19 protein-coding genes are annotated in these 19079 nt (G+C 72.9%); 15 read left to right on the top strand and 4 right to left on the bottom strand.

What is annotated here, in order from left to right; all coding sequences use genetic code 11:
- The first annotated feature begins 58 nt into the window (after positions 1–58).
- The 8 genes from rsmD (at position 59) to mutM (ending at position 5400) form a co-directional block, all read left to right on the top strand.
- Positions 59–622: a 16S rRNA (guanine(966)-N(2))-methyltransferase RsmD gene (gene rsmD / locus GA0070215_RS15780; RefSeq protein WP_018786305.1), complete on the top strand. Its 564-nt coding sequence runs from the start codon at positions 59–61 to the stop codon at positions 620–622.
- Entirely contained in the window at positions 619–1095 is a 477-nt protein-coding gene (coaD, locus tag GA0070215_RS15775) for a pantetheine-phosphate adenylyltransferase (RefSeq protein WP_091046782.1), read from the top strand. Before rsmD ends, coaD begins: the two co-directional genes overlap by 4 nt.
- A 168-nt stretch (positions 1096–1263) precedes the next feature.
- Complete coding sequence (locus GA0070215_RS15770; protein WP_018786307.1) at positions 1264–1761, top strand: SPFH domain-containing protein; 498 nt, start codon at positions 1264–1266, stop codon at positions 1759–1761.
- Positions 1762–1885: 124 nt separating this feature from the next.
- The gene (locus GA0070215_RS15765) at positions 1886–2449 is read left to right on the top strand and encodes a YceD family protein (protein ID WP_026268104.1); all 564 of its coding nucleotides are present in this window, start codon (positions 1886–1888) and stop codon (positions 2447–2449) included.
- Between the two features lie 5 nt (positions 2450–2454).
- On the top strand, positions 2455–2628 hold the full coding sequence (gene rpmF / locus GA0070215_RS15760) for a 50S ribosomal protein L32 (protein ID WP_018786309.1): 174 nt from the start codon (positions 2455–2457) through the stop codon (positions 2626–2628).
- Positions 2629–2760: 132 nt separating this feature from the next.
- A complete protein-coding gene (locus GA0070215_RS15755; protein ID WP_208600358.1) occupies positions 2761–3720 on the top strand; it encodes a phosphate acyltransferase PlsX in 960 nt (319 codons plus the stop codon).
- Positions 3717–4550, top strand: coding sequence for a ribonuclease III (gene rnc / locus GA0070215_RS15750; RefSeq protein ID WP_091046780.1), 834 nt, complete (start codon positions 3717–3719; stop codon positions 4548–4550). Before GA0070215_RS15755 ends, rnc begins: the two co-directional genes overlap by 4 nt.
- Positions 4543–5400, top strand: coding sequence for a bifunctional DNA-formamidopyrimidine glycosylase/DNA-(apurinic or apyrimidinic site) lyase (mutM, locus tag GA0070215_RS15745; protein WP_018786312.1), 858 nt, complete (start codon positions 4543–4545; stop codon positions 5398–5400). Before rnc ends, mutM begins: the two co-directional genes overlap by 8 nt.
- Before the next feature lie 73 nt (positions 5401–5473).
- On the opposite strand, the gene GA0070215_RS15740 is transcribed toward mutM, so the two are convergent.
- Entirely contained in the window at positions 5474–6343 is an 870-nt protein-coding gene (locus GA0070215_RS15740; RefSeq protein ID WP_091046775.1) for an endo alpha-1,4 polygalactosaminidase, read from the bottom strand.
- 77 nt (positions 6344–6420) lie between these two features.
- Positions 6421–7599: a CAP domain-containing protein gene (locus GA0070215_RS15735; protein WP_091046771.1), complete on the bottom strand. Its 1179-nt coding sequence runs from the start codon at positions 7597–7599 to the stop codon at positions 6421–6423.
- Between the two features lie 371 nt (positions 7600–7970).
- Here GA0070215_RS15735 and GA0070215_RS15730 point away from each other — a divergent pair, with 371 nt between their 5' ends.
- The 3 genes from GA0070215_RS15730 to GA0070215_RS15720 all read left to right on the top strand — a co-directional run bounded on the left by GA0070215_RS15730 (position 7971) and on the right by GA0070215_RS15720 (position 12692).
- Positions 7971–8165 carry a hypothetical protein gene (locus GA0070215_RS15730; RefSeq protein WP_013284566.1) on the top strand — a complete coding sequence of 65 codons (195 nt, stop codon included), beginning with the start codon at positions 7971–7973 and terminating at the stop codon, positions 8163–8165.
- 313 nt (positions 8166–8478) lie between these two features.
- The gene (gene smc, locus GA0070215_RS15725; protein ID WP_018786316.1) at positions 8479–12078 is read left to right on the top strand and encodes a chromosome segregation protein SMC; all 3600 of its coding nucleotides are present in this window, start codon (positions 8479–8481) and stop codon (positions 12076–12078) included.
- Positions 12075–12692: an HAD family hydrolase gene (locus GA0070215_RS15720; RefSeq protein WP_091046768.1), complete on the top strand. Its 618-nt coding sequence runs from the start codon at positions 12075–12077 to the stop codon at positions 12690–12692. Before smc ends, GA0070215_RS15720 begins: the two co-directional genes overlap by 4 nt.
- Positions 12693–12829: 137 nt before the next feature.
- On the opposite strand, the gene GA0070215_RS15715 is transcribed toward GA0070215_RS15720, so the two are convergent.
- Positions 12830–13255 carry a MarR family winged helix-turn-helix transcriptional regulator gene (locus GA0070215_RS15715; protein WP_018786318.1) on the bottom strand — a complete coding sequence of 142 codons (426 nt, stop codon included), beginning with the start codon at positions 13253–13255 and terminating at the stop codon, positions 12830–12832.
- Positions 13256–13268: 13 nt separating this feature from the next.
- Positions 13269–14981: an alkaline phosphatase D family protein gene (locus tag GA0070215_RS15710; RefSeq protein WP_091046765.1), complete on the bottom strand. Its 1713-nt coding sequence runs from the start codon at positions 14979–14981 to the stop codon at positions 13269–13271.
- 147 nt (positions 14982–15128) lie between these two features.
- Between GA0070215_RS15710 and ftsY the strand changes: the two genes are divergently transcribed.
- The 4 genes from ftsY (at position 15129) to GA0070215_RS15690 (ending at position 19077) form a co-directional block, all read left to right on the top strand.
- Positions 15129–16319, top strand: coding sequence for a signal recognition particle-docking protein FtsY (ftsY, locus tag GA0070215_RS15705; protein ID WP_091046761.1), 1191 nt, complete (start codon positions 15129–15131; stop codon positions 16317–16319).
- 8 nt (positions 16320–16327) lie between these two features.
- On the top strand, positions 16328–17191 hold the full coding sequence (locus tag GA0070215_RS15700; protein ID WP_174361701.1) for a phosphotransferase: 864 nt from the start codon (positions 16328–16330) through the stop codon (positions 17189–17191).
- Between the two features lie 166 nt (positions 17192–17357).
- Positions 17358–18713: an ammonium transporter gene (locus tag GA0070215_RS15695; protein WP_018786321.1), complete on the top strand. Its 1356-nt coding sequence runs from the start codon at positions 17358–17360 to the stop codon at positions 18711–18713.
- Positions 18714–18738: 25 nt separating this feature from the next.
- Positions 18739–19077 carry a P-II family nitrogen regulator gene (locus tag GA0070215_RS15690; RefSeq protein ID WP_018786322.1) on the top strand — a complete coding sequence of 113 codons (339 nt, stop codon included), beginning with the start codon at positions 18739–18741 and terminating at the stop codon, positions 19075–19077.
- Positions 19078–19079 lie beyond the last annotated feature (2 nt).

Raw genomic sequence — 19079 nt, 5'->3', positions numbered from 1 at the left:
GCCGACGCGTCACCGGGCCGGGCGTCGCGTAGCGTCGGGGCATGCGCAGGGAGCGACGGTGACCCGGATCGTGGCCGGCACGCTCGGCGGCCGGCGGATCGCCGCGCCACCAGGTGCGGGCACGCGGCCCACCTCGGACCGGGTCCGCGAGGCGCTGTTCAGCGCCGTGCACTCCCACGTCGACCTGGACGGGGCGCGCTTCGCCGACCTGTACGCCGGTTCCGGCGCGGTCGGTCTGGAGGCGCTGTCCCGGGGCGCGGCCCACGTGCTGCTCGTCGAGTCCGACGCGCGGGCCGCCCGGGTCATCCGGGAGAACATCGCCGCGCTCCGCGCCGCGCCGGCCGCGCGCCTGGTCACCGGCAAGGTCGCCGGCGTGCTGGCGGCCGGGCCCACCGACGGGCCGTACGACGTGGTGTTCGCCGATCCGCCGTACGCGGTGCCGGACGACGAGATCACCGCGATGCTGGCGGCGCTGGTCGACGGCGGCTGGCTCGCCCCGGACGCCCTCGTGATCGTCGAGCGGTCCAGCCGTACCGGAGCGGTCACGTGGGTGGAAGGTGTCACTCCGGAGCGCAGCAGACGTTACGGCGAGACCACTCTTTGGTACGGTCGCCGATCATGAGACGTGCGGTTTGCCCGGGCTCGTTCGACCCGGTCACCAACGGACACCTCGACATCATCGGCCGGGCCAGCCGGCTGTTCGACGAGGTGATCGTCGGAGTGCTGGTCAACCAGTCGAAGCAGGGTCTGTTCACCGTCGAGGAGCGGATCGCCATGCTCCGCGAGGTGACCGCCTCGTACGCCAACGTCCGGGTGGAGTCGTTCCAGGGCCTGCTTGTCGACTTCTGCCGCGCGCAGCGGGCGAGTGTGCTGATCAAGGGCCTGCGTGCGGTGAGCGACTTCGACTACGAGCTGCAGATGGCCCAGATGAACATCGGCCTGGCCGGCGTGGAGACGTTGTTCATGCCGACCAACCCGCTGTACTCGTTCATCTCCTCCAGCCTGATCAAGGACGTGGCGAAGTGGGGCGGCGACATCTCCGCCCACGTCCCCGACCTGGTCCGAGCCCAGCTCTCCACCCGCCTCCGCCCCTAACCTCCCTTCCCGGAGGGAGGGGCGGGAGAACGGCGAGGGCGGTAGCGACGCGCCGAGTGGGGCGGATGGGGTGCATGTGGCTCGGGCGCGACATGATGTCTGCAGCGCCGAGAACCGGTGCAGGCCGCATGATGGAGGGCGGCCGACGAAGACAGGAGTGAGGTACCGGTGGACCCGCTCGATCGCATCGACGAACTGATCGCCATGGTGGAGCAGGCCCGCTCCGTCCCGATGTCGCGCAACAACTGCATGGTCGACCGGGGCGAGATGATCGCCGCGCTCGACGAGCTGCGCGCGGAGCTCCCCGCGGACCTGCGCCGGGCCGCCGCGCTGCTGGAGGAGCGGGACAAGATCATGGAGGCCGGCAAGCGGGAGGCCGACCGGATCATCAGCGAGGGTGAGGCGGAACACGCCCGCCTGGTCTCGGTCAACGAGATCACCGTCTCGGCCGAGCACGAGGGCGCGCGGATCATCGCCGAGGCGCGGGCCGAGGCGCAGCGCCTCCGCGAGGAGGTGGACGACTACGTCGACACCGCGCTGGCGAACTTCGAGCAGTTCCTCACCCGGGCGCTGGCCTCGATAGAGCGCGGCCGGGACAAGATGCACGCGCTGCGTGAGATCGGCACCTTCGCCGGGGACGAGGCGGACCGCCCGCTACCCTTCTGAGCGGCGCACGGGCCGGTCGCCGACAGCCGGCTGCCGTCGAGCCGGAGGCGAACCCCCGGTTCGACGGTCCGCCCGTCTGGCAGGTAACCTTCTTTGTCGGCCTCTCAACGGCCGGAGTCTGACTATGCCCAAACACTCGCCAAGCACACTCGACCCCAGGTCGCCGCTGGTCCTCGACACGAGGGAACTGCCGCGCCGACCTGGCGTGTTGCGTACGCACAAGCGGGTCGTGCCGGCACCGGCGGACCTCGGCGTGGAGTTGATCGGCGTGCCGGAGGGCGCGGACCTCGACCTCGACCTGAGGTTGGAGTCGGTGTCCGAGGGCGTGCTCGTCTCCGGGACCGTCACTGGCCCCGTCAAGGGCGAGTGCGGGCGCTGCCTGCGCGAGATCGACGACTCGTTGGCCGTGACGATCCAGGAGCTGTACGCGTACGAGAACAGCACCACGGACGACACGACCGACACCGACGAGGTGGGCCGGATGCAGGGCGATCTGATCGACCTGGAGCCGGCGTTGCGGGACGCGGTGGTGCTGGCGCTGCCGACCAACCCGCTCTGCCGGGAGGACTGCCCAGGCCTGTGCCCCGACTGCGGGGTGCACTGGGACGATCTGCCGGCCGACCACAGCCATCAGCAGGTCGACCCGCGTTGGGCGAGCCTGACGCAACTGACCCGTACAGAGGAGTAAGAACCGTGGCCGTCCCCAAGCGCAAGATGTCGCGCAGCAACACCCGCGCCCGCCGGGCGAACTGGAAGGCCACGGTGGTGGCGACCGTGGCCTGCCCGCAGTGCAAGTCGGCCAAGCTGCCGCACGCCGCCTGCTCCGTCTGCGGCACCTACAACGGCCGTCAGGTCCTCGAGGTCTGACCCGGCCGCCGAGTGACGTCCCCGACCACCGGTCGGGTGACGCGCGCACCAAGGCTCTCGCCCGGTGCCCCGGCTCCCGCCACCGCCGCCCGGCTCACGGCCGGCGGACCGTCGGAGCCGGGCACCGCGCGGATCGCCGTCGACCTCCTCGGCGGGGACGATGCTCCCGCCGTCGTGGTTGACGGCGCTCTGCGAGCGGTACGCACGGATCCCGCCCTGCACCTGATGCTCGTCGGCCCGATCGAGGTGGCCGACGAGCTGATCGGTGCGCTCGACCCGGCCCAGCGCGCACGGGTCACGGTCCGCCCGGTGCGGACCGCCGTCGGCATGGCCGACCATCCCACCGCCGCCCGCGGCGAGAGCACGGTACGCACCGCCGTGCAGGCCGTCCATGACGGACTGGCCGACGCGGTCGTCTCCGCCGGCTCGACCGGCGCCACGGTCACCGCCGCCGCGCTCGGCCTCGGCCGCTGGACCGGGATACGCCGCCCGGCGCTCGCCGCCACGCTGCCCGCCGTCGAGGGGCCGGTGGTGCTGCTCGACGTCGGCGGCACGCTCGAACCCGGCCCGGCCACGCTGGCCCGGCACGCCCTCCTCGGTGCCGCCTACGCGTCGGTGGCCCACGCCGTCACCGCACCCCGCGTCGGGTTGCTCTCCGTCGGCCACGAGACGGGCAAGGGCGACCGGCTGCGCCGCGCCGCCGCGCCCGCGCTCACCGCCGCGCCGCTGCCCTGCGACGGCCGCTACGTCGGCCTGGTCGAGGGGTACGACATCTCGCTCGGCGCCCGCGCCGACGTCGTGGTGACCGACGGCTTCACCGGAAACGTCCTGCTGAAGGCCATCGAGGGCGCGTACGCCATGGCCGGCGGCCCACCGTCACGCGGCGGCGCCCCGCGTGCCGCCGCCCTGCTCGGGGTGGGCGGCACCGTGGTGGTGTGCCACGGCGCGGCCGGTTCCGAGGATGTGGCCTCCGGTATCGCGCTCGCGGCTCACCTGTGGCGCCGCGACGCCGCCGGGACGGTCCGCGCCCTGCTCGCCGACATCCCGCCCGATCCCGCACCTGACCGACACGACACCGAGGTAGCACCATGACCAACGACAAGCGGCGGCGTGCTTCCGTCGGCCACCTGGAGGCGGCCTTCGGGGTGTCGCTCGATCCGGAACTGCTGGAGCGCGCGCTGACCCACCGCTCGTACGCGTACGAGAACGGCGGCCTGCCCACGAACGAGCGGCTGGAGTTCCTGGGCGACTCGGTCCTCGGCGTGGTGATCACCACAGCGCTGTTCCACAACCACCCCGACCTGCCCGAGGGGCAGCTGGCGAAGCTGCGCGCCAGTGTGGTGAACATGCGGGCGCTCGCCGACGTGGCGCGTGGCCTCGGCCCGGACGGGCTGGGCGCGTACCTGCTGCTCGGCAAGGGTGAGGAGGCCACCGGCGGGCGGGACAAGGCGAGCATCCTGGCCGACACGCTGGAGGCACTGCTGGGCGCGATCTACCTCCAGTACGGCCTGGACACCGCCGCCATCGTCATCCACCGGCTGTTCGACCCGCTGATGGCCGAGTCGGCGGGCCGGGGCGCGGCGCTGGACTGGAAGACCAGTCTCCAGGAGCTGACCGCCGCGCTCGGGCTCGGCGTGCCCGAGTACCGGATCGAGGGCACCGGGCCGGATCACCTCAAGACGTTCACCGCCTGGGTGGTGGTGGCCGGCAACCGCTACGGCGGCGCGGAGGGGCGCAGCAAGAAGGAGGCCGAGCAGCGCGCGGCCGAGTCGGCCTGGCGGACGCTCACCGAGCAGGCCGAGGCGCAGGCGGCGGCGCAGGCCCGGGACGAGTCGCAGGCCCGGGACGAGTCGCAGGCCCGGGACGAGTCGCAGGCCCGGGACGACGCGACGGACGTCGAGGCGGGCGCCGGCCGTGCCTGAGCTGCCCGAGGTCGAGACCGTCCGGGTGGGACTCGCGCAGTGGGTGATCGGCCGGCGCATCGCCGCCGTCGAGGTACGCCACCCCAGGGCGGTACGCCGGCACGCGCCCGGTGGCGCGCACTTCGCCGACGTGCTCGCCGACCGGACGATCACCGGCGTGCAGCGCCGGGGCAAGTACCTCTGGCTGCCGCTGGACAGCGGCGACGCGGTGATCGGCCACCTCGGCATGTCCGGTCAGCTGCTGTTGCAGCCGGTCGGCGCGGCCGACGAACTGCACCTGCGGGTCCGGTTCCGGTTCGCCGACGACGGACCGGAGCTGCGCTTCGTCGACCAGCGCACGTTCGGCGGGCTGTCCGTCTCCGAAGGCGGGGCGGAACTGCCCGCCGAGATCGCCCACATCGCCCGCGACCCGATGGACCCGGAGTTCTCCGACGAGGTGTTCGTGGCGGCGCTGCGCCGCAAGCGCACGGAGATCAAACGCGCGCTGCTCGACCAGACGCTGATCTCCGGGGTGGGCAACATCTACGCCGACGAGGCGTTGTGGCGGGCGAAGCTGCACGGCGCCCGCCCCGCCGACGCGCTGACCCGTCCGGCCGCGCTGCGGCTGCTCGGGCACGTTCGGGACGTGCTCGGCGAGGCGATCAAGCAGGGCGGCACCAGCTTCGACGAGCTGTACGTCAACGTCAACGGCGAGAGCGGCTACTTCGACCGGTCGCTGAACGCGTACGGCCGGGAGGGGGAGCCCTGCCCGCGCTGCGGTGCGCCGATCCGGCGCGAGGCGTTCATGAACCGGTCCTCCTACAGCTGCCCGCGGTGCCAGCCGCGGCCCCGGGGCACCCTCCGGGGATGACCCCGAGCCGGTTCGGGGTTGCGCCGGTGTGCATCGCCGGACGGTCCCCGGAGAGGGCAGCTCGGCATCGGCGTCACGGCAGCGCGCACGGCTCCCGCCACGCGTCCAGCTGCCGGTCCTTGCGGATCGAGGCGAAGCCGTAGCCGACCGAGGTGACGCAGAAGTCCGCCGGATCACCTGTGTACTCGACGTGGAAGACCGGCTTGCCGGCGTCGACGAACGGCAGCAGCTTCGCGCACTCGCGGCGGCGTACGCACTCCTGATTGACCGTGAAGTCGAAGTCGGGGGCCAGCGCGGCCAGCTGCGCCACGTCGTCGACCAGCCCGGGGGAGAGGTCCAGCTTGCGGGCCAGCCCCGCCAGCCGGCGGTTGAACAGCAGCTGATCGTCGAAGTGGAGGGGGAAGCCGGAGCGGTGCCGGTAGCCGTCCGCGTCGGCGAGCGCCACCGCGCCGAAGCCCTTGCCCCGGCACAGCCGGAACCGGTCGGCCAGCACCGGCGCGAGCGTGTCCCAGCTCCGTACGTCCAGGAAGCGGCTCCCCGGCCGCCCCGGCACCGCCGCGCCGCGCACGGCGGCGGGGAAGCGGGTGGCGTCCGGGTCGCCGGCGGCGTACGTGCCGGCCCGGACGTGGCAGACCAGGCGGCGGCCCTGCGCGCGCAGCGCGGCGGTCTCGGCCGAGGTGGTGGCCACCGGGTCGAGGAGGAAGACGTCGGCGTCGACAGTCACGTCCACCGGGGTGGTGAGCTGCCACTGCCACCGCCAGCGGTCGGCCTGCGCCGCCGGCCAGGGCGTGGGCGCGCCGGGCGGCGTGACCGGCCGGCGGCAGGCCGGCACCGGGGCGAGCAGCAGTGCGGTCAGCGCGAGCGCCACGCCCCGGCGCGGGCCACGTCCGCCGACGCGGGCCGGCCGGGCACGCGGCACGGCCCACACCGGCCGGATCCGCATCGACAGCTCCCCGGACGCGGGCGGCCCGACGCCGCCCCCGACCGGTCAACGAGCGCCGGGCCGATCGCGACGCGCGGTCAGCTCGGGGTGGCGAAGACCTGCGTCCAGTACGGCCCGTTGCTGCGCGCCACGCCCACCCCGATCTGGGTGTACGAGCAGTTGAGGATGTTCTTCCGGTGGCCTTCGGAGTCCATCCAGCCCTCCATGACCGCCGCCGGGGTCTGGTAGTTCCAAGCCACGTTCTCGCCCACCATGCGGTAGCTGTAGCCGGCGGCCTTGACCCGGTCCCGGGGCTGGCTGCCGTCGCTGCCCTTGTGGTCCATCTTCCGGTGGTCGGCCTGGTCCTGGCTGTGCCGCTGGGCGGCCAGGTTCAGCTTGGCGTTGACGGTGAGCGCCTTGCAGCCGGCCTTCGCCCGCTCCTGGTTGACGATCGTCACGACCTTCTGGAGTTCGGCGCTGAGCCCGGTCGTGGCGGTGGCCTTGGTGCTGGTGGAGCCGCCGCTCGCCGTGCCGCCGCCCGGGGCGCTGCTGCGCTCCTGCTGCCGCGACGGGGCGGTGCTGCGGTTCGGTTTCGGGGTGGCCTTCGTCGTCGGGCTCGGCGCGGCGGTGGTGGGTACGGCGGACGGGCTCGCCGACTCGGGCGCGAGCGCGTCGGCGGGCGCCTCGTCGGTCCCGCCGGAAGCCTGCGGCGCGGCGGCCACCAGCGCGTCGGCGGAGGTGCGCTTCGTGCCCTGGTCGTCGCCGGGCAGCAGGACGGCGCCCACGCCGAGGCTCACCACGAGCGTCGCCGCGGCGGCGGCCCCGCCGATCACGAGCGGCCGGGACAGGCGCCGCTTCGGGCGCCGCTGGTCGTCGGCCGGGGTGTCGGTCGCCGGCTGCCAGGTCGCGGCGGGCTGCTCCCAGCCGCCGGCCGGCTGCTCCTGGCCCTGCCACGCGGGCTCCTGGCCGTGCCACGCGGCGGTGGGCTGCTCCTGAGCGTTCCACCGGTCGTGGGGCGGCGGGTGGGAGCCGGCCGGTCCGTAGGCGGGCGGCGCGCTCTCCGGGCGGTAGCCCGGCTGGGCGTCGTATCCGGCCGGGCCGTGGCCGGCGTCGTGGTAGCCGGCCTGGTCGGCGGGTGACTGCTGCGCGGAATCCCCGAACGGGTACGACGACCGCGGTCCGGGCCGGTCGGTGGGCCACGCCCCACCCCCGTCGGTCGGCGGCTCGGGACGTCGGCGGGCGTCCTCCGGTTCGATCGGGTCGTTCCAGCGGTACACGCCTGTCCCCTCCACGGGTCGGTTGCGGGCCGGAGTGACGCTACGGGCGCGCTCCGAGCTGCGGCAACGTGGCTAAGGAAGAGTTAAGGCGAAGCCGGCGGCAAGGATGAGTCGTTCACACATTTCCGGCGTACAGTAAAGGTGTCCGGACAGAGCGTGTCCGCGCCTCGTGGCAGCCCCCCGGCGAGTGGACCGGCCGACGTGGAGATGATCTACGGCCTTGGTCAACTTGACGACGGAGGGGGTTTCGGCTCAATATGTAGGTGTCGCCAGTCGCGCCCAGTCATGCCCTATGCAGGGGGAATGGCAGCCGCGAACATCATGGGCGCGCGTTGGCCGGCCTTTCCGGCAGCGCACATCAAGGAGTCAGCATGGCGAAGGCCCTCTACGGCCACGTAAGTGCAGCGCCCGACCGGCGTCTGCTCGACGAGGTCACCCGACTGCGTGCCAGGGTTCAGGCACTGGAGTTCGAGATCACGCGTCTGCGCGCCGACAACGATCGGCTTGCGGCGGCAGCGGCGGAGGCTGATGACCTCCTCCGTCTGGCCGAGCCCGCGCTGACCTGATCTCCAGTTGTCCGAAAACTGAATCGCACCACACCGAAAAGCGCGCCGACACTCAAGTGCCGGCGCGCAGCCATGTGCGGACCTTTTCGGTGCCGCCGCCGCAATTCTCGATCTTGCGGAACCGGCCGGAATTGCGCCCGGTAATTGTGATCATGTATTTCCGCTCCGCCCGCTACGGCCGGGTGGAAAGCGGACAGCCGGTGCGGCGGGTGGGTCGCATGGCGGCGGCGCCCCGGTCCCGGGTTAGTCTGCGGGTTCACCAGGTCCGCGCAGCCGGCGACGGTACGGCGGCCACCGGACGAGGATCGAGAAGGTGCATCTCAAGAGCCTGACGGTGAGGGGCTTCAAGTCCTTCGCCTCCGCCACGACGCTGAAGCTGGAGCCCGGGATCACCTGCGTGGTGGGCCCGAACGGCTCCGGCAAGTCCAACGTCGTCGACGCCATCGCCTGGGTACTCGGCGAGCAGGGCGCCAAGGCGCTGCGCGGCGGCAAGATGGAGGACGTCATCTTCGCCGGCACCGCCGGACGCGCGCCGCTGGGCCGGGCCGAGGTCACCCTCACCATCGACAACACCGACGGGGCTCTGCCGATCGAGTACACCGAGGTCTCCATCACCCGCCGGATGTTCCGCTCCGGCGAGAGCGAGTACGAGATCAACGGCGACTCCTGCCGCCTGCTCGACATCCAGGAGCTGCTGTCCGACTCGGGCATCGGCCGCGAGATGCACATCATCGTCGGCCAGGGCCGGCTCGACGGCATGCTGCACGCCAAGCCGGAGGACCGGCGGTCCTTCATCGAGGAGGCGGCGGGCGTCCTCAAGCACCGCAAGCGCAAGGAGAAGGCGCTGCGGAAGCTCGACGCGATGCAGGTGAACCTCAACCGCCTGACCGACCTGACCGCCGAGCTGCGCCGCCAGCTCAAGCCGCTGGGCCGGCAGGCCGAGGTGGCCCGCCGTGCCGCCGGGATCCAGGCCAACCTGCGCGACGCCCGGCTCCGGCTGCTCGCCGACGACCTGCACACGCTGCGGACCACGCTGGACAAGGAGATCGCCGACGAGACCGCGCTGCGTGAGCGGCGCGAGCTGATCGAGGCCGAGCACGGCGAGGTGCAGGGTCGCCTCGGCGAGCTGGAGGCGGCGCTGGCCGAGGACGCCCCGCTGCTCGCGGCGGCGCAGGACACCTGGTACCGCCTATCCGCGCTCCAGGAGCGGTTCCGCTCGATCGAGCAACTGGCCCGGGAGCGGCTGCGTCACCTCAGTGCCGTCGGCGACGACGAACGCCCCGGGCGCGACCCCGAGCAGTTGGAGGCGGAGTCGCGGCGCGTCCGCGAGCAGGAGGAGGAGCTGCGCGCGGCGCTCACCGAGGACCAGATCCGGCTGGCCGAGGCGGTCGAGCACCGGCAGGAGCTGGAACGGCAGCTCGCCGCCGCCGAGCGGGAACTGGTCGCCGCCGCCAAGGCGATCGCCGACCGGCGGGAGGGGCTGGCCCGCCTCACCGGCCAGGTCAACTCCGCCCGGGCGCGGACCACCAGCGCGGGCGAGGAGATCGAACGGCTCGCCGCCGCGCACACCGACGCGCTGGGCCGGGCCGAGAAGGCACAGGCCGACCTGGACGCGGTCGCCGAGCAGTCGACCGAGGCGGACCGGGACAACGCCGACCTGGACGCCCGGCACGACGAGGCGGTGGCCGGGCACGAGCGGGCCCAGGCGGCGGTGCGCAGCCTGGCCGACGGTGAGCGCGCCGCGGAGAAGGACGCCGCCACCTGGAAGGCCCGCGAGGAGGCGCTCGCCATGGGCCTGCGCCGCAAGGACGGCGCCGGTGAGCTGCTGGCCCGCGCCGACCAGGTGCCCGGCCTGCTCGGCAGCCTCGCCGGGCTGCTGACAGTCGCCCCCGGTGACGAGGCGGCGCTCGCCGCCGCTCTCGGCGGCCTGGCCGACGCGGTGGCGGTCAGCGGTGTGGACGAGGCGGTCGAGGCGATGCGGCTGCTCAAGATCTCCGACGCCGGACGGGCCGGGTTGCTGGTCGGCAGCCCCGCCGGACCGGGCATGGACGGCTCCGCCGACGCGCTGCGCCCGAAGCTGCCCGAGGGCGCCCGCTGGGCCCCCGACCTGGTGGAGTGCTCGCCCGCGATCCGCCCGGCCGTGCACCGGGCGCTGCGCGACGTGGCGCTCGTCGACGACCTGGCCGCCGCGTCCGCCCTCGTCGCCGCGAATCCGGAGCTGCGCGCGGTCACCCCCGACGGCGACGTGGTCGGGGCGTACGCGGCGGCGGGCGGGTCGGCCAAGGCACCGAGCTTCATCGAGGTGCAGGCCGCCGTCGAGGAGGCGCGGGCCAACCGGGCCACCGCCGAACGCACCGCAGCCGAGCTGCGGGCACAGCTTGCCGAGGCGCGCGCCGAGGTGGCCGCCGCCAAGGAGGCCGTGCAGCACGCCGCCGCCGCCAAGCGGGAGGCGGAGAGCCACCGCAACGCCGCCGCGCGCCGCCTCGCCGAACTGGGCGCCGCCGCCCGCTCGGCGAAGGCGGAGACCGACCGGCTCGGCGAGTCCCGGGCACGCGCCGAGGCGGCCCGGGAACGGGACCTCGCGGCGCTGGCCGAGCTGGAGGAACGGCTGCGGCTGGCCGAGGCCACCCCGATCGACGCCGAACCGTCCACCGAGGAGCGGGACCAGCTCGCCGCCATGGTGCCGCAGGCACGGCAGAACGAGATGGAGGTCCGGCTCGCGGTGCGTACCGCCGAGGAACGGGTGGCCTCGATCGCCGGGCGGGCCGACTCGCTGGCCCGGCAGGCCACCGCCGAACGGGCGGCGCGGGAGCGCGCCGCGGCCCGGCGCGCGGCCCGCACCCGCGGCGCGCAGATCGCCCGGGCCGTGGTCGGCGGCGCCCGCGAGGCGCTCACCCGGCTCACCGTCTCCATCGCCCGGGCCGAGGAGCACCGGGACGCCGTCGCCCGCGAACGCGCCGCGCGCGAGGCCGAGTTGTCCGAGGTACGCGGCGCGGCCAAGCGCCTCGCCGCCGAGCTGGAACGGCTCACCAGCCAGGTGCACCGCGACGAGGTGGCCCGCGCCGAGCAGCGGATGCGCATCGAGCAGCTGGAGGCCAAGGCCGCCGAGGACTTCGGGCTGGACGTGGCCACGCTCGTCGCCGAGTACGGCCCGGACCGGCTGGTCCCGCCCACCGACGCGGACGTGGCGCTCGCCGAGAAGGACGGCCGGCCGGTGCCGGAGCCGGTCCGCTACGAGCGCCCGGTGCAGGAGAAGCGGGCGGCCAAGGCGGAGCGGGAACTGGCCCTGCTGGGCAAGGTGAACCCGCTCGCGCTGGAGGAGTTCGCGGCGCTGGAGGAGCGGTACAAGTTCCTCTCCGAGCAGCTGGAGGACCTCAAGGCCACCCGGCGCGACCTGCTCACCGTGGTCAAGGACGTGGACGACCGGATCCTGGAGGTCTTCGCCAGCGCGTTCGAAGACACCGCCCGGGAGTTCGAGCAGGTCTTCACGGTGCTGTTCCCCGGCGGCGAGGGCCGGCTGGTGCTCACCGACCCGGAGGACCTGCTCACCACCGGGGTGGAGGTCGAGGCCCGCCCGCCGGGTAAGAAGATCAAGCGGCTCTCGCTGCTCTCCGGCGGCGAACGGTCGCTGACCGCGGTGGCGATGCTCGTGGCGATCTTCCGCGCCCGGCCCAGCCCGTTCTACATCATGGACGAGGTGGAGGCGGCGCTCGACGACGTGAACCTGGGCCGCCTGATCACGCTGCTGGCGCAGTTGCGGGAGAAGAGCCAGCTCATCGTGATTACGCACCAGAAGCGGACCATGGAGATCGCCGACGCGCTCTACGGGGTGACCATGCGCGCCGGTGTGACCCAGGTGATCAGCCAGCGGCTCAATCGGGCCGACGACGAGGAACAGGTGACGAGCGAGTGAGTCGGGAACGCGCCACGGCGCTCCTGGTGGATTTCGACGGCGTGCTGCGCCGATGGGATCCGGCGGTGGCCGCCGGTGTCGAGCGGGAGTACGGGCTGACCGAGGGTGTCCTCGGTGAGATCGCGATGTCCTGGGGCCTGCTCCAGCCGGTGCTGACCGGTCAGGTCAGCCACGCCCAGTGGATGGTGAGCGTGGCCGACGCGCTGACCCCCGCGGTCGGCGCGGATCGGGCGCGGGCGGCCGTCCAGGAGTGGCAGAGCTACCGCGGCGAGGTCGACCCGGACGTGCTGGCGTTCGTCCGCGAGGTGCGGGCGGCGGGCATCCGGGTGGGGCTGGGCACCAACGCCACCGACCTGCTCGACGCCGACCTGGCCGCGCTGGGCCTGACCGAGGAGCTGGACGTGATCGTCAACTCCTCGGCCATCGGGGTGCACAAGCCGGCGAAGGAGTACTTCCAGACCGCCTGTGCGGCGCTGGGTACGCCGCCGGGGCGGGTGCTGTTCGTCGACGACGAGGACCGGGCGGTGGCCGGCGCCCGGGTGGCGGGCCTGTCCGCGCACCGCTGGAGCGGCCCGGCCGACCTCCGTTACCTGCGCGCCGCGCTGGCGTACTGACGCTCCGGCGCCGTGACGCCGTCGATGCATGCGGCGCGGTGGCGGACCACCGGTGCACGGTCCAGGTCATGGGCGCAGATGTTAAGCGGGGGCCCCTTCACCTCGCGAGGCGTTAACAAGGGGCCCTTCCTTGCAGCTCAGAACGACTCGTTGAAGCGGTGCATCAGCCGGGCGAGGTCCGCGACGTCCTCTGGCGGCCAGCTTTCGAGCGAACGCCGGATCTGTCCGAGCCGGGCCGCCCGCGCCGCGTCGAACCGCCGGGTGCCCTCCTCGGTGAGGCTGAGCTGGGCCGCCCGCCGATCAGTCGGGTCCGGGTCGCGGCGGACCAGGCCGAGCGCCTCCAGCCCGCCGATCTGGCGGCTGAGCGTGCCCTTGCCGATGCCCAGCTTCGCGGCCAGGTCGGTGAGCCGGATCGAGCCCGAGCGACGCAGCCAGAGCAGCAGGCCGTACGCGTTGGGCTCCAGGTTCGGGTGGACCTCGCGGGCGATCTCCCAGGACAGTGCCCGGCCGCGGCGCAGCAACGCGGTCAACTCGTGCTCCACGGCGCGCAGCGTCTCGTCCACGCTCAGAGGGTACTCAGTCGTCGTCGCTGAGTTTCTGTCGTGCCACCGGTCGCAGCTCACCCTCTCGGGTCGTCCCCTCGATCACCACCGCGGCCCCGCGGCCCTGATGGGTGAGCGTGGCCACCGCGTTGCCGAAGTAGGGTCCGGCCAGTTTCCGCCACCGCACCGGCGGGCGGCGTACGCCGGCCGAGCGCGCCAGCGCCCGGGTCGCCCCGGCCGGGCCGGGATTCCAGCCCAGCGTCATCAGTGGGCGCATGGCGGCCGGCACCTGGTTGTGGATCGGCGAACACGTGAGCTGGTGCACGGGTGTGCGGACGTCGCGGTCGGCGAACCGGGCCCGGGCCACGTACGAGTGGTGCACGTCACCGGAGAGCACGCTGATCGACGCGGGTCGCGCGTACGCCGGCCCGGCACCCACCCGCGCCCCGGTACGCGCCGCGGTGCCGCTGCCAAGCCGCGCGAACAGCTCGCCCAGCGCCTCGAACGAGCGCCGGAACGCCCCCCAGTGCTCCAGGTCCAGAGCCCGGCGGATCTGCTCGGAGAGCCGGGCCACCCAGGGCCGGCCGGAGTCGGCGAGGCGCTCGTTCCACGCCTCCACGTGGTGGATGCCCGGCGGCAGCAGCCACGGCAGCGAGCTGCCCACCACCAGGTGGTCGTACGTGCCGTGCGCCTGGTCGAGGAACCACGACCACTCGCCCGGCGGCAGCATCGCCCGGTTGCCCGGCTGGAGCACCCGGCTCGACCGGTTGTCCAGCATGACCAGGCGGGTGCGGCCGAGATCGAGCGCGTAGCTCCACTGGTACTGCACGGCCCGCCAGCGCTCGGTGTCGTGCGCCAGATCGGCCTCGGAGTCGACCCGCTCGCCGAACTCGTGCAGCACGCTCGTGGCGTCCTCGGCGGCGACCACCTTGGCGTACACCGGGTCGGCGGCGATCTCGTCCGGGCTGAGGTTGCCCAGGTGCTGGTAGACCCAGTAGGAGGCGAGGCCGCTGCGGATCCGCTCGGCCCACCACGGCTGCTCGCGCATGTCCGCGCGCCACGACTGCGAGGTGTTCCAGTCGTCGATCACCTCGTGGTCGTCGAAGATCATCACGCTCGGCACGGTGGAGAGCAGCCAGCGGATCTCCGGGTCGCGCCACGACTCCAGGTAGAGCTTGGTGTACTCGTCGAAGCTCACCACCTGCGTCGCCGGTGCGTCCTTGGGCCGCTTCCGGCGCCGCTTGAGCAGCCGCCGCACGGTCGGCGAGGTCTCGTCCGCGTACACCTGGTCGCCGAGCAGCACCAGCAGGTCGGGCAGGGTGGTCTCGCCGGGCGCGGCCATCACCCGCCGGGCGTACGCGTCCAGCGCGTCCGGCGGCAGTTTCCGGGCGGTGGAGTGCTGGGTGGTCTCCCGGCACGAGCCGAACAGCAGCCGCACCGGCTGGTCGGTGTCGTCGAGCGCGCGGGTCCGGATCACGCTGGGCGGGAACGACGAGTCGGGCAGCGGCCACGCCACCTCGTCGTCGATCAGCACCTCGTACGTCGTACGGCTGTCCGGGGTGAGTCCGGTCACCACGACGATCGCGTAGTGGTGGTCGTACGCGGAGAAGGTGGGCGCGCTGCCGGTGGCGCCGTCGGCGGTGCGGACGGTGACCACGGCGGGCGAGCTGGTCTCCACCCAGACGGTCGCCCGCGTGTCGACGACCCGGCGCAACAGCGGGCCGATGAGCAGGCGGGAACCGGGCACGACGCACCTCCGACAAGATCGTTTACGGCTCTTTCCTACCCGGCCGGCGGTTGCGGTACGCCTTCCGGTGCGAGCGTACCCGCAGGTTGTTCGCGTGCCGAGGCGGTGAGTGGGACGTGGTCGTCGGCATCTGACAGGATTTCGGGCATGACGGAATACCTCCTCGTCGCTCTCGCCCTGCTCGGCGTGCTGATCATCGGCGGCCTGAGTCTCGTGGTGCCCCGGCTGCGCCGGCGTCCGCAGCCGCCGCTGCCGCGAACGGAGGTCGACACCCGGACGGAGGAGGACCTGGCCGGCCCGCCGGTCGAGGCCCCGGAGGCGGAACTCACCACAGGTGTGGTGGTCGAGGCGCCGCCGGCCCCTCCGGTCGAGGTGCCGCAGGTCGAGGTGCCGGAGCCCACCGCCGGCCGGCTGGTCCGGCTGCGCTCGCGGCTGTCCCGCTCGCAGAACGTCTTCGGCAAGGGCCTGCTCGGCCTGCTCAGCCGCGACCGGCTGGACGAGGACACCTGGGAGGAGATCGAGGACAGCCTGATCACCGCCGACGTCGGCATCGACGCCACCCGGGAGATCGTCGACCGGCTGCGCGAGCGGACCCGGGTGCTCGGCACCCGGACCGGGGACGAGCTGCGTGCGCTGCTCGCCGCCGAGCTGGTCAACGCGCTCGACCCGGGCCTGGACCGCTCGCTGCGCACCACCCCGAAGGAGGGCGTCCCGGCGGTGGTGCTCGTGGTCGGCGTCAACGGCGCCGGCAAGACCACCACCTGCGGCAAGGTCGCCCGGGTACTCGTCGCGGACGGCCGCAGCGTTCTGCTCGGCGCCGCCGACACGTTCCGGGCCGCAGCCGCCGACCAGCTGGAGACCTGGGGCGGCCGGGTGGGCGCCGAGACGGTCCGCGGGCCGGAGGCCGCCGACCCGGCGAGCGTCGCGTTCGACGCGGTCAAGCGCGGCATCGACACCGGCGTGGACACCGTGCTCATCGACACCGCCGGCCGGCTGCAGAACAAGATCGGCCTGATGGACGAGCTGGGCAAGGTCAAGCGGGTGGTGGAGAAGCACGGCCCGATCGACGAGACGCTGCTGATCCTCGACGCCACCACCGGCCAGAACGGGCTGGAGCAGGCGCGGGTCTTCACCGAGGCGGTGAACGTGACGGGCGTGGTGCTGACCAAGCTCGACGGGACGGCCAAGGGCGGCATCGTGATCGCCGTGCAGCGCAAGCTCGGCATCCCGGTCAAGCTCGTCGGCCTCGGCGAGGGCAAGGACGACCTGGCCCCGTTCGACCCGGCACAGTTCGTCGACGCGTTGCTCGGCACCGAGCCGCTCGCCCGGGACGCGTAGCCTCTCCCGTGACGACTGACGATCGCGCCTACGCGGGGTGGCGCGACCCCAGCCACCCGTCGCCACGCCTCGGGAGACCGTACGTGACTTCGCAGGAGATCCCGCTGCACGGCGGGAACGTGAGCACCGTGGTCCGTGTGGGAGACACGGTCCGGCGCAACGCCGGCCCGTGGACGCCCTCCGTGCACGCGCTGCTGCGCCACCTGGAGTACGTCGGATTCACCGGCGCGCCCCGGGCGCTCGGCATGGACGAGCGCAACCGGGAGGTCCTGTCGTACCTGGAGGGGGAGTGCGGGGAGTACCCGCTGGCCCCGCACTGGGTCACCGACGAGGCCCTGGTGACGGTGGCCACCATGCTGCGGATGTTCCACGACGCCCAGTACGGCTTCACCCCGCCGCCCGGCGCGGTCTGGCGCTCGTTCGGCCCGCCCCCGCCGGACACCGAGGTCATCTGCCACCACGACGCCGCGCCGCACAACGTGATCTGGCGGCCGGACGGCACGCTCGGGCTGATCGACTTCGACCTCGCCTCGCCCGGCGCCCGCATCTACGACGTGGCGTACGCCGCCTGGACCTGGGTGCCGATCTTCTCCGACCGGGACTCGATCACGCTCGGCTGGAAGCACCCCGACCGGCCGCGCCGGCTGCGGCTGTTCGCCGACGCGTACGGGCTGATCCCGCGCGACCGGCACCGGCTCATCCGGACCATCCGCAAGCGCATCGTCGACCACGTCGAGGGCATCCGGCGGATGGCCGCCGCCGGTGAGCCGGCGTTCGTCCGAATCGTCCACAAGGGTCACCTGCGTCGCCCTATGCGTGACCTGCGGCTGCTCGACTACGAGCGGCACCAGCTGGAGTACGCGCTGCGCTGACCAAGATCGGCGTTCTTCACACGTCGGAAACAACCCGTCACGCGTCGGAAATCGCGCGGTGTCGCTGAAGGAAACAGCCGGCGGCAAAGCTTCCGCGCAACCGGCTGACGGGCGATGCTGCCAGGTCTCAGTCGGAGGGAGGAACACGACAACGAGAGGAGGCAGCGTGGAGATCGACACCGGGAACACTGCCTGGTTGCTTGTCTCGACTGCCCTCGTGCTGCTCATGACCCCGGGTCTCGCGCTTTTCTACGGCGGGCTGAACCGGTCCAAGGGCGTTCTGAACATGATGATGATGAGCTTCTCGTCCATCGGGCTCGTCAGCATCCTGTGGCTTTTCTACGGTTTCACCGTCGCCTTCGGCGAGGGCGGTAGGTTCTGGGGTGACCTGGGTCAGTATCTGGGCACCAAGACCTTCGTCGGCGAGAACGACCTGTGGGGCGAGACCGGCATCCCGATCTACGTCTTCATCGCCTTCCAGATGATGTTCGCGATCATCACCGTGGCGCTGATCAGCGGCGCGCTGTCCGACCGGGTGAAGTTCGCCGGCTGGCTGCTGTTCGCGTTCGGCTGGGCCACCCTGGTCTACTTCCCGGTCGCCCACATGGTCTGGGGCGGCGGGCTGATCGGCGGCGACATCGGCGCGCTGGACTTCGCCGGTGGTACCGCTGTGCACATCAACGCCGGTGCGGCGGCGCTCGCGCTGGTGCTGGTGCTCGGCAAGCGGGTCGGCTGGCCGCGCGAGAGCATGAAGCCGCACAACGTGCCGATGGTCGCCCTCGGTGCCGGGCTGCTGTGGTTCGGCTGGTTCGGCTTCAACGCCGGCTCCGAGCTGACCGCCGACGGGGTCACCGCGCTGGCGTTCATCAACACCCAGGTCGCGACCGCCGCGGCGCTGCTCGGCTGGATCGTGGTGGAGTGGCTGCGCGACGGCAAGCCGACCCTGGTCGGCGCCTCGTCCGGCGCCGTCGCCGGCCTGGTCGCGATCACCCCGGCCTGTGCCTTCGTCACCCCGGCCGCAGCGGTGCTGCTGGGTGTGGTCGCCGGTGCGGTCTGCGCTATCGCCGTGGGCCTGAAGTACCGGCTCGGCTACGACGACTCCCTCGACGTGGTGGGCGTGCACTTCGTCGGCGGCTGGATCGGCTGCCTCTGGATCGGCCTGTTCGGCACCGCCTCGGTCAGCTCGCTCGTGGAGACCGACGGCCTGCTCGTCGGCGGCGACGCGACGCTGCTCGGCAAGCAGGCGCTGAGCGCGCTGATCGTGACCGTCTACTCCTTCGTGGTCGCCTACGCCCTCGGCTTCGTGATCGACAAGACGATCGGCTTCCGGGTCTCCGCCGAGGCCGAGGTCGACGGCATCGACATCGCCGAGCACGCGGAGAGCGGCTACGACCTGTCGCCCGCCACGGGCAGCAGCGGTGGCGCGTTCGCGATGGCCGGGATCGGCGCCGGCAAGCCGGCCGCGGAGCCCGCCGCCGAGTCCGACGAGTCCGTGCCGGTCAGCGAGAAGGTCGCCGGTTAACGTTCCTGGGATGGAGGGGTTGGACATGAAGCTGGTGACCGCGGTCATCAAGCCGTACCAGCTGGACGCGGTGAAGGAGGCCCTGCACGCCCTCGGCGTGGCCGGGCTGACCGTCAGCGAGGTCCAGGGCTACGGCCGGCAGAAGGGGCACACCGAGGTCTACCGGGGTGCCGAGTACACGGTCGAGTTCCTGCCCAAGATCCGGGTCGAGGTGCTCACCGACGAGATGGACGTCGACAAGGTCGTGGACGCGATCGTCGGCGCCGCCCGGACCGGCAAGATCGGCGACGGCAAGGTCTGGGTGACCGGCGTCGAGGAGGTCGTCCGGGTGCGTACCGGCGAGCGCGGGCTCGACGCCCTCTGATC

The sequence above is a fragment of the Micromonospora marina genome (assembly GCF_900091565.1).
Lineage (GTDB): Bacteria > Actinomycetota > Actinomycetes > Mycobacteriales > Micromonosporaceae > Micromonospora > Micromonospora marina.
The sequence above is the reverse complement of the archived record's forward strand: the minus strand, read 5'-3'. Positions and strand labels throughout refer to the sequence as shown.